11 protein-coding genes and 1 other annotated feature (1 of these 12 only partly in view) are annotated in these 10256 nt (G+C 45.7%); all 11 genes read left to right on the forward strand.

The features are described from left to right. Window positions 1–12, forward strand: a sequence feature (ribosomal protein L21 leader region); it begins 76 nt to the left of the window's first position. A gap of 13 nt (window positions 13–25) precedes the next feature. The 11 genes from rplU (at window position 26) to LCF57_RS10765 (ending at window position 9721) form a co-directional block, all read left to right on the forward strand. Continuing rightward, window positions 26–337, forward strand: coding sequence for a 50S ribosomal protein L21 (rplU, locus tag LCF57_RS10715; RefSeq protein ID WP_013311592.1), 312 nt, complete (start codon window positions 26–28; stop codon window positions 335–337). 13 nt (window positions 338–350) lie between these two features. Next, window positions 351–689, forward strand: a complete 339-nt coding sequence (locus LCF57_RS10720) for a ribosomal-processing cysteine protease Prp (protein WP_226000676.1) — start codon at window positions 351–353, stop codon at window positions 687–689. Window positions 690–694: 5 nt separating this feature from the next. After that, window positions 695–1012, forward strand: a complete 318-nt coding sequence (rpmA, locus tag LCF57_RS10725) for a 50S ribosomal protein L27 (RefSeq protein WP_068500009.1) — start codon at window positions 695–697, stop codon at window positions 1010–1012. 147 nt (window positions 1013–1159) lie between these two features. Beyond that, window positions 1160–1897, forward strand: coding sequence for a Spo0B domain-containing protein (locus LCF57_RS10730; protein ID WP_318840666.1), 738 nt, complete (start codon window positions 1160–1162; stop codon window positions 1895–1897). Between the two features lie 13 nt (window positions 1898–1910). Then, window positions 1911–3221 carry a GTPase ObgE gene (gene obgE / locus LCF57_RS10735; protein ID WP_226000678.1) on the forward strand — a complete coding sequence of 437 codons (1311 nt, stop codon included), beginning with the start codon at window positions 1911–1913 and terminating at the stop codon, window positions 3219–3221. A gap of 155 nt (window positions 3222–3376) precedes the next feature. Next, window positions 3377–3814 carry an ACT domain-containing protein gene (locus LCF57_RS10740; protein ID WP_007431685.1) on the forward strand — a complete coding sequence of 146 codons (438 nt, stop codon included), beginning with the start codon at window positions 3377–3379 and terminating at the stop codon, window positions 3812–3814. 43 nt (window positions 3815–3857) lie between these two features. Next, window positions 3858–5144 (forward strand): homoserine dehydrogenase, encoded by a 1287-nt coding sequence (locus tag LCF57_RS10745; RefSeq protein ID WP_025718675.1) that lies wholly within the window; start codon window positions 3858–3860, stop codon window positions 5142–5144. Between the two features lie 27 nt (window positions 5145–5171). Further along, window positions 5172–6140 (forward strand): homoserine kinase, encoded by a 969-nt coding sequence (gene thrB / locus LCF57_RS10750; RefSeq protein WP_226000679.1) that lies wholly within the window; start codon window positions 5172–5174, stop codon window positions 6138–6140. Next, window positions 6137–7036 (forward strand): prephenate dehydratase, encoded by a 900-nt coding sequence (gene pheA, locus LCF57_RS10755; RefSeq protein WP_226000680.1) that lies wholly within the window; start codon window positions 6137–6139, stop codon window positions 7034–7036. The genes thrB and pheA overlap by 4 nt, the downstream gene beginning before the upstream one ends. Before the next feature lie 17 nt (window positions 7037–7053). Next, the gene (gene ilvE / locus LCF57_RS10760; RefSeq protein WP_226000681.1) at window positions 7054–7938 is read left to right on the forward strand and encodes a branched-chain-amino-acid transaminase; all 885 of its coding nucleotides are present in this window, start codon (window positions 7054–7056) and stop codon (window positions 7936–7938) included. 160 nt (window positions 7939–8098) lie between these two features. After that, complete coding sequence (locus tag LCF57_RS10765) at window positions 8099–9721, forward strand: LysM peptidoglycan-binding domain-containing protein (protein WP_226000682.1); 1623 nt, start codon at window positions 8099–8101, stop codon at window positions 9719–9721. The last annotated feature ends 535 nt before the right edge of the window (window positions 9722–10256 follow it).

Genomic DNA, 10256 nt, shown 5'->3' on the forward strand with positions numbered 1-10256 from the left:
CTGAGACATAAGGAGGTGCAAGCAAATGTACGCAATTATCGAAACAGGTGGTAAGCAATACAAAGTTCAAGAGGGCGACGTATTGTTCATCGAGAAGTTGGAAGCTAATGATGGTGAAACTGTAACGTTCGACCGTGTTCTGGCAGTGTCTGGCGACAATGGCTTGACAGCAGGTACACCGCTTCTTTCCGGAGCTTCTGTAACAGCTAAAGTTGAGAAGCATGGTCAAGGTCAAAAGGTCATTGTATACAAATACAAACCTAAAAAGAACTACCATGTGAAGCAAGGTCATCGTCAACCGTACACGAAAGTGACGATTGAAAAAATCCAAGCGTAAGAGGGTGCGATAAGTGATTATCGTGCGCATTACACGACTGGAGGATGGCAGCATACAGGGATTTTCTATTAAAGGCCATGCGAATTACGCCAAGTCTGGCGAGGATATTGTATGTGCTGGCGTTTCAGCGGTAACTGTAGGAACCGTCAATTCGATTGAAGCTCTTACGGATGTTGAAATGGAAACAGAAATGGAAAACGGCTTTTTGAGCGCGTGTTTTCCCCCTGAAAGTCATAATGTTGCGAATGCACAGGTTCAACTGTTGCTGGAGTCCATGGTGATTATGCTGACAAGTATTGCTGAATCATATGGTAAGTATATTCAAATAGAAAATAAACAAAGAAGGAGGTAGACATCATGTTGAAATTGACATTGGATCTTCAATTATTCGCATCGAAAAAAGGTGTAGGTTCCACGAAAAACGGACGTGATAGCAGATCGAAACGTCTTGGCGTGAAACGTGCTGACGGTCAAGCAGTTACCGGCGGTAGCATCCTGGTTCGTCAACGCGGAACGAAAATTCATCCGGGCACGAATGTGGGCATCGGTAAGGACGACACTCTGTTCGCGAAAGTGGACGGCGTTGTGAAGTTCGAACGTTGGGGCCGTGATCGCAAAAAGGTGAGCATCTACCCGATCGACGCTGCTCCAGTAGCAGCTACTGTAGAAGCTTAATAGCGGCTTACACACGCTGAAAAGCCTCCGGCACTTTTGTCGGAGGCTTTTTTTGCATGATGGTAATGAACTGGAAAGTCAGTCTGTGCTATACTGGATTAAGGTTTTTCAATAATCCATTTAATTATGGCAGAACGGAGAGAAGCCATGTTCCAGCGGATAAGAGCGCCTTATTTGGCGTTGGGTTCCATTCTGATTCCTTTGGTTTTTTCACTGCTCTATCCTGAAGGTTTAACGATTATCATATTAGCTTTGTGGTCTGTTGTTGCCGCTTGCTTTGGCATGTGGTATACACGTAGACAGGCTGAGTATGAGCGGAAAGCTGCTTTGCGTTCCTTGGAGCGTACAGCTATCGCAACGCTTAACCATCATCGGCATGACTGGATGAATGACTTACAGGTGCTTTATGGTTATATTCGTATGAATAAGCATGATAAATCAGCTGCTTATGTGGAAACAATAAAAGAGCGCGTGGCGGAGGACAGTAAAATATCCAAGTTGGGTATTCCTTCACTGGTATTTTATTTGCAGTCTTTTCGCGTAAACGCCGGAAACTTACAGTTGTCGGTACAGGTGGAGGAGCAGTTAAAGTTGGACGCTGTCATGTCTCCCGAAGACGGCGAGTCGCTTGCCTCGGCCGTCATAGAAACGGTGCGTGCGTATCAATATGGCGGCGGCCGGTCGTCCTGGGGAGAAGTGCGCAGATTGACACTTTTTTTCGGTATGGATCAAAATGATGTTATTGTCCGCTTTGAAGGAAGTGATATACCTGCCGATTCGAATTTATTAAAGCAGGTCAAACCCATACAAGGAAGTGAACGCATTCGAACAGAGAAGCTCCCTACAGGTGAAATGCTTCAAATTCGGATGGAGTGCCAGACATAAGGAAGGTGTAACCATGTTTGTAGATAAAGCGAAGATTTTTGTTAAAGGTGGAGACGGTGGAGACGGTTTAATTGCGTTTCGCCGTGAGAAATACGTTCCTGAAGGTGGACCAGGTGGTGGTGATGGAGGGAACGGTGGAGATGTGATTTTCCGCGTAGATGAAGGGTTGCGTACGTTGATGGATTTTCGATATCAACGACATTTTAAAGCCCAGCGTGGGGTGAAAGGTCGTAACAAAGCCCAACACGGAGCTAATGCGGAGCACATGATCGTACGTATACCACCGGGAACGGTTATCATAGATGATGATACGGGTGAAGTATTGGCAGATATGACGCGCCATGGGCAGCAGGTTGTCGTAGCTAAAGGAGGGCGCGGAGGACGCGGGAACATTCGTTTTGCTACGCCTAGTAATCCAGCGCCTGAACTAGCTGAAAATGGTGCAGAGGGACAAGAGCGTTATATTACTCTTGAGCTAAAAGTGATGGCAGACGTGGGCCTGGTTGGTTTCCCTAGTGTAGGAAAATCCACATTACTGTCAGTCGTATCCTCTGCCAAGCCAAAGATTGGCGCATACCACTTTACAACGATTACCCCTAATTTGGGGGTTGTGGATGTGGGCGATCATCGTACCTTTGTGATGGCTGATCTGCCTGGATTAATTGAAGGAGCCCATGAAGGTGTTGGGCTGGGACATGAATTTCTACGGCACATTGAGCGGACACGAATAATTATCCATGTTGTAGATATGGCAGGCTCTGAGGGGCGTGATCCGTTTGAGGATTGGACTAAAATTAACGACGAATTAAAGCAATATAATGCTGCCTTGGAGGAGCGCCCACAAATTGTGGCAGCGAATAAAATGGATATGCCGGAAGCAGAAGAAAAACTGGCACAATTCAAAGAACAGATCGCTTCTGTGCGTCCAGACTTGGAAATTATGCCTATCTCTTCACTGACACGCCAAGGTGTCAAAGAACTGCTCTATCGGGCCGCTGATTTGCTGGATCAAATACCGGACGAGCCGATCGTTGAGGAAGTAGCAGAAGTTAATGAGCGTAAGGTATTTAAGCTGGATACGGCAGAAGACGAAGGCTTTACAATTGTACGTGAGAACGACACATTCGTAGTGCACAGCCCCAAAATTGAGCGCATGATGAAGCGTATGCAGTTGAATTCGCATGATGCCATTTTAAAATTGGCAAGAACGCTGCGCCATATGGGTGTGGATGCCGAGCTGCGTAAACGTGGTGCCACAGATGGTACCTCTGTACGCATTGCTGATTTCGAGTTCGAATTCGTGGAAGGCAGCAGCTACTACTAGGAATAAAATAATGGTTGAGATGAATGGCTACTGCACTATAGGAACCCCCTATAGATGGCAGTAGCCTTTTTTTGTAAAGTTAGCTTGCCGATTTTCACGAGTTTCGATATAATGTCCTCTATACAAAAACATAAGTCTTTGAGGAGAGGACGTTCGTGAAAGAGCGCTATTACTTGGTACGGGAAGATATTTTGCCTGAAGCTATTGTTAAAACTATACAGGTTAAACTGCTGTTGGCTTCAGGAGATGTAAAAACCGTGCATGACGCCGTGGAGCAAGTTGGGCTAAGTCGAAGCGCCTTTTATAAATATAAAGATGGCATTCATTTGGTTAACCAGCTGGAGCGTGAGCGAATTGTCAATATTTCCATTGATTTGGAACATCAATCCGGCATGTTGTCCAGAGTGCTTGGAAGGGTGGCAGATTACGGAGGCAATGTGCTGACCATTCAGCAGAGCATTCCGCTGCAAGGCAGAGCCAACGTAGTTATCTCGGTGGAAATGTCCAGACTGAGTGAAGAGCTGGGTGTTCTGCTGGAAGGCTTGGAGACCATCTCTGGCGTCAAACGTGTCCGCCTGATCGGGCAAGGTTAAGGGCATACCGCCCATTAGATAAAAGTTAGCAGGAGGGGAATGGATGAAACCGGTCAAAGTAGGATTGTTGGGTTTAGGTACGGTAGGAACGGGAGTTGTTCGAATCGTAGAAGGAAATCAGGAAGATTTGAGCAGACAAGTTGGTTCGCCTATCATTATTGAAAAAATTGCTGTAAAAAATATAGACAAATATCGCTCCATTGAAGTGGATGGCGCTAAGCTTACTGAGGACCCATGGGAAGTCATTCGTGATCCTGACATTGATGTCATTATCGAAGTCATGGGCGGCGTTGGTCAGACCAAGGAGTACATTCTGGAAGCACTAGAGCGAGGAAAGCATATCGTAACAGCAAATAAGGATTTAATGGCTTTGCATGGCTCCGAAGTATTAGCTAAGGCGCAGGAAAAGCAATGCGATATTTTTTATGAAGCCAGCGTAGCTGGCGGGATTCCGATCATTCGTACGTTAATTGAAGGTTTTTCCTCCGACCGCATCACCCGTATTATGGGAATTGTGAACGGTACGACAAACTTCATTTTAACTAAAATGAGCCAGGAGGGAGCCTCGTACGAAGAGGTTCTTCAGGAAGCGCAGGAGCTTGGATATGCTGAATCTGATCCGACTTCAGATGTGGAGGGGCTGGATGCAGCTCGTAAAATGGCTATTCTCGGTACGCTTGGCTTCCGTTCCAATGTAGAGCTCAAGGATGTGAGTGTCAGCGGTATTTCGAAGGTAACTAGTGAGGATATCGCTTTTGCCAAAAAACTTGGATACGAAATGAAACTGCTTGGCATTGCAGAGCGTCAGGGCGATGAATTTACGATCAACGTTCAGCCGACAATGGTACGCAAGCAGCATCCATTGGCTTCGGTGAACGGGGTATTCAACGCAGTGTATGTGCATGGTGAAGCAGTGGGTGAAACCATGTTTTACGGTGCGGGTGCAGGCGAAATGCCGACGGCTACATCGGTTGTGGCGGATCTGGTAGCTGTTGTGAAAAATCTTAAACTCGGCGTAAATGGGCTAAAAGCAATCGTACCTTACAACCCCAAAAAAATCAGCAATGACGAAGATGTGTATTTTAAAAATTTCGTGCTTTTGCATGTGGATGATAAAGCCGGGGTGTTGGCACGGATTACGCAGGTATTTGCTGAATTCAACGTCAGTCTGGCCTCTGTCGTGCAGCAACCGAATGAGGTTAATCCCGATGCTGAAATTATTATTGTGACTCATTTGGCCAGTAAAGCGAGTATGAAAAAGGTGCTGGAGCATTTTGAAACTTTGGATGTAATCCGTCGCATCAAGAGTGTATATCGGGTAGAAGGATAGTCAATAAAAGCAGGAGGAATCATCCGTATGACCGTTTTGAAAACAGCAAGAGTGCGTGTGCCTGCGAGTACCGCTAACTTGGGCCCCGGTTTTGATACATTGGGCATGGCGTTGTCCTTATATGCATGGATTGAATTGAAAGAGGCAGAACAGACGGCTTTTCATCTGTACGGAGATGAAATGAATGGTGTTCCGCAAGATAAAACAAATCTAATTTACAAAGTAGCACAAATGGTTTTTCGGGAAGCTGGTGTAGCTGTTCCTGAACTGGATATTTCGATGTACTCGGATATTCCGCTTACTCGTGGTTTGGGCAGTAGTGCTTCCGCTATTATAGGCGCTCTAGTGGCCGCTAATACGCTGATTGGCTCGCCTCTGTCGGATTCCAAGCTGTTTGACATGGCAAGCGCTATTGAAAAGCATCCAGACAATGTTGGAGCCTCTCTGTTTGGTGGCATTATTACTGCCGTGTGGGATGGCAAGCATGCCAAGCACTTACGGATTGAGCCGGATGCTAATCTGGAGGTTACGGTGGTTATTCCAGAGTTTCAATTGTCTACGTCCAAAGCCAGAGAGGTGCTGCCCGAGCATGTATCTCTGCAGGATGCTGTATACAATGTAAGTCATGCTTCGATGCTTGTAGCAGCATTGGCATCGGGCCGAACAGAGTTGATCGCTGAAGCGATGAGTGATCGGCTTCATCAGCCTTACCGCGCAGCGCTTGTACCGGGTATGACAGAGATCCTGCAGAATGCGCACCATCATGGTGCCCTGGGTGTGGCTCTCAGCGGGGCTGGACCGACACTCCTGGCGTTGACCGATCGTCGGGAAAATCGGAAGGCAGAGCTGGAACAGTATTTAACGGATACGATGAGTAAACAGGGCATCAATGCCTCGGTTTTAAAATTGCGTCCGGAGAGTGAAGGCGTTAAAGTATATACGGAAGGGAATACACTTCCTTTTATGGATATGATAAAAGGGGAACTTACGAAATGAAACGAATTGCACTTCTTCCAGAGGGGACCGTTTCTCATGAAGCGATTAAATATCTGCTAAGAGATACGCCCTGTGAATTACTATTTTATAAGCACATAGCGGACGTATTTCAGGCTGTAGACAGTGGGAAAGCGGACTATAGTGTAATTCCCATTGAGAATACGATTGATGGCTCTGTCAGTTTACACATGGATTGGCTTGTACATGAGGTGGACATTCAGATGCAAGCGGAATGGGTATATCCTTCCATTCAAAACCTTATTGGACATCGTAGTGAATTTACCAATGACCGGGGCGAGCTGGATTTGAGCAAAATAGTCAAAATAATGTCTCATCCCGTAGCGCTTCCCCAGTGTAAGGAATTCATACAAGCTTCCGCTCCTCAAGCTGATTTGGAAAGTGCAGGAAGTACGGCGGAAGCCGTCGAAATTGTTAGGAATAACCCTGGTAAAGGCTGGACGGCTCTCGGAACCAAGCTTGCGGCTGCCAAACACGGATTGGATATTTTGGCTAGTAAAGTGACGGATCACGACAACAACTTTACCCGTTTTGTCCTGATCGGCCATCAACCTATCAGTCTCCCGCGTAACCCTGATGGACAGCGGACCAGCATTTTGGTTACACCGCCGCAGGATTTTCCAGGAGCACTGCATCAAGTGTTATCTACGTTTGCGTGGCGCAGGTTGAATCTGTCCCGTATCGAATCGCGTCCAACCAAAAAGCAATTGGGGAACTATTATTTTTATATTGAAATTTTGGAATCTCTGCATTCGATTTTGCTTCCGGCGGCCTTTGCAGAGATTGAGGCTTTGGGGTGCCAGGTACGTATTCTCGGCTCCTATCCAAGCTACAAGTATGTTGAAGCAGCGATCGAACCTATTGTAAAGGAACAATAATCGGAGGTGTAGTTTTAATGGCAGAACAATGGATTTATCTGGATGGGCAGCATGTAACGAAGGAAAACGCAAAGGTTTCCGTGTATGATCATGGTTTCTTGTACGGAGATGGTATATTTGAAGGAATTCGTATCTATAACGGCAATATTTTTAAGTGCAAAGAGCACTTGGACCGTCTGTATGATTCTGCGAAATCCATTCAGTTGAATATCCCGTTGTCTCAGGATGAAATGCTGGAAGCGATGGCTGAAACGATTCGTCTCAACGAAATGCGTAACGGATATATTCGTCTAATTGTATCTCGTGGTGCGGGGAATTTGGGTCTTGATCCTCTTCGTTGTGCGAAGGCAAGTGTCATCATTATCGTGGAGCAGCTCGCCATTTACCCGGAGGAAGCTTACTTGACTGGCCTGAAAACAATCTCTGTCTCCCAGCGCCGTAACATTCCGGATGCTTTGAATCCGAAGATAAAATCGTTGAACTATCTCAACAATATCCTGGTGAAGATTCAATCTAATTATGCTGGTGTAGGCGAGGCTATTATGCTCAATTCTCAAGGTTATGTGACAGAAGGCTCCGCGGACAACATTTTCATTGTTAAAAACGGAGTGCTCTTTACACCACCTTGCTATTTGGGGGCACTTGAGGGTATTACTCGTAATGCTATCATTGATTTGTGTGACGAGCTTGGATATACGCTCAAAGAGCAACCTTTTACATTGCATGATGTATATGTGGCGGATGAGGTCTTTTTTACAGGAACTGCAGCGGAAGTTATTGCAGCTTATGAAGTGGATGGTCGTACGATTGGTTCCGGTGTTGCAGGTCCAGTGACTTTGGAGTTGCTGGCCGAGTTCCGGAAAATCGTAGATCAGGACGGCTATAAAGTGTGGCAGGACTAGAATAAACAGTGAAATCCTTTTGACAGGATGCTCGCGAGAGTGTTCGGTTGAAAGGATTTTTTTGTTTGTATGGGGTCATTCGCCCGGGAGGTGCATAGGATGTATTAACAGAAGCCGGGCGTTTATCCCGCCCGAACGAAAGCTAGGAGGTTTGTGACCTGTGAAAATACACATCGTCAAAAAAGGTGACACCCTGTACTTGCTAGCACAGAAGTATAATGTGGCACTGGAAAAAGTTATTGCTGCCAATCCCCAATTGGCTGATCCTAATCAGCTGAGCATTGGCGAGAAAATCAAAATTCCGACAGATCCTGTTGTGATGGAAACACAACCGTCAACGGTGTATCAGCACAAGGTTAAGCAAGGAGATACCTTGTGGAAGTTGTCGAAGGCCTGGAATGTACCGCTTAAGCTGATTATTGACGCCAATTCCCAGCTTAAAAACCCCAATGCTCTATTGGTCGGGGAAACAGTTAATATCCCACACTACAAAGAAGAAGCCTCTGGGCCTGTTGAAAATAAAAAAAATACCGCAGTCAAACCAGAGATGACGCAGCCTAAACCCGAGTCTCCAGCCGAGTCCCCAACCAAGCAAGAGCTAACCCAGCCTAAGGAGGAGTCGAATCAGCCTGAACCTGAAAATATGCCTAGTCCTAAAGAACAGATGACGCAGCCGAAAGAAACAGAGAATCCTCCTAAGCTTCCCGAATTAAAACTACCGGAAGCTCCCATGGCACCGGCGAATCCTGCTCCACCTCAAATACAGCCCATAGTTAACCAACCGGCTCCACCTCAAATGCAACCTATAGTAACCCAACCGTTTGCGCCCAAGCCACAGCTTCCAGTAAATGTGGAGAAGCAGCCTATGACAGAAAAGTTTTGTGGTTGCACAAGCTCGGAGTCGATGGTAAATTCTCCATGGCCAGTGCAGCAGCCGGCGTTTGATTACAGTCCACAAATAAATACAATGCCGAACTCGTGGTATCCGGGCATTGGGTCCCCTCAACCTTGGGGGAATGCGCCTGTAAATACCTCCTTTGCAGAACATGCCTCTCCCTCTGCAGCTCCTGATCAGGGCTATTATCATGACTGTGAGCATCCGTGGAGTTGGGGACCTATGCAGACAGCGCCTATAAATATCCATCCAACACCTTATCCTGCCTATTCAGATTGCTGCACCCCCGGATATTATCCGAGTCATGAAGCGTCTGAAAATACATCTTATCCTGTCTATCCCCCATTTATACATCAAGGCTACCCACAGCAGCATCCTGAGAGTGCAGTCATAGGCAGCCAGTGGGGCCATGGATGGGGAGGACCTCAATATGGTTTGCCTGAGGGTGGATACGTGTCCGACTATAGCCAATTACAAGGACAACAGTCAGCGAATTCTCCCTATCATCCATTTGCACATGGGTATGCACCTGTGTATCCACTAGAGGGATATACGACACCCTACATGTTTATGCCAGACTGTGGTTGCAGGGAAGGGAACGCGGGATCTGCTCCAACATTCCAGGGAGTACAGGAGAATGCTAACAATCTGACTATTGCATCCCAAAATGAAGTTGTTTCTTCCTCCAAACCAAAAGATGGTAAAGCGCGTAAAGGAAAAACAAAAGTTGTCTCTAGCGGTGCAGCCAAAGATGAAAAAACTAAAGCTAAGGTTTCGGGAATTAATGATACTTTAACGAATCGAAAAAGCCGCAAGCCGACAACAGCTAAATCTCGTTCTTCATCCTATAGTAGTAGATCGCGTAAAAATCCATGGATTAAGGACTGATAAAAACTAAATAAAAGTGAGTGGGAAATGCTTAGTAGCGGTTTAGTTTTATTAATGACAAAACCAAAAAAAGTGAACATTAAAGAGACTATTATTCTGCTTATAGGGAATGATGGTCTCTTTATTTAAATTCAGTTAATTGTTGATATGATAAAAATCAAAAAAGATATTGCTAAATAGGATGTTTATGTGGTATATTCTTATAGCTGTCTTTTACGAGATAGTAAGCAACACAAACAAAGCAAAATGCTTTAAAAACTTTCTCAAAAAAAAGTGTTGCAAAGATTTGAAAAACATGATATATTATTTAAGTCGCCGCTGAGACGCGGTGGTGAAACAAAGCGAAAACAAAAAGCGAAACAATATGCAGGTTTGATCTTTGAAAACTGAACAACGAGTGAGTAATGATTTTGTTCGCAAAATCAACAATGAGATATTTTTATCTCGTCAGTTTCAACATGAGCTAATCGCTCTTTCTATAACCAACCTCGGTTGGTCTTTATTGGAGAGTTTGATCCTGGCTCAGGACGAACGC

Origin of the sequence: Paenibacillus sp. BJ-4, from assembly GCF_020404765.1 — a bacterium.
Taxonomy (GTDB): Bacteria; Bacillota; Bacilli; order Paenibacillales; family Paenibacillaceae; genus Paenibacillus.

What these genes read in the sequence shown, in the direction of transcription:
- rplU (WP_013311592.1), top strand. Translation starts at nt 26, where the DNA reads ATGTACGCAATTATCGAAACAGGTGGTAAGCAATACAAAGTTCAAGAG.
- LCF57_RS10745 (WP_025718675.1), top strand. Translation starts at nt 3,858, where the DNA reads ATGAAACCGGTCAAAGTAGGATTGTTGGGTTTAGGTACGGTAGGAACG.
- pheA (WP_226000680.1), top strand. Translation starts at nt 6,137, where the DNA reads ATGAAACGAATTGCACTTCTTCCAGAGGGGACCGTTTCTCATGAAGCG.
- obgE (WP_226000678.1), top strand. Translation starts at nt 1,911, where the DNA reads ATGTTTGTAGATAAAGCGAAGATTTTTGTTAAAGGTGGAGACGGTGGA.
- ilvE (WP_226000681.1), top strand. Translation starts at nt 7,054, where the DNA reads ATGGCAGAACAATGGATTTATCTGGATGGGCAGCATGTAACGAAGGAA.
- rpmA (WP_068500009.1), top strand. Translation starts at nt 695, where the DNA reads ATGTTGAAATTGACATTGGATCTTCAATTATTCGCATCGAAAAAAGGT.
- LCF57_RS10730 (WP_318840666.1), top strand. Translation starts at nt 1,160, where the DNA reads ATGTTCCAGCGGATAAGAGCGCCTTATTTGGCGTTGGGTTCCATTCTG.
- thrB (WP_226000679.1), top strand. Translation starts at nt 5,172, where the DNA reads ATGACCGTTTTGAAAACAGCAAGAGTGCGTGTGCCTGCGAGTACCGCT.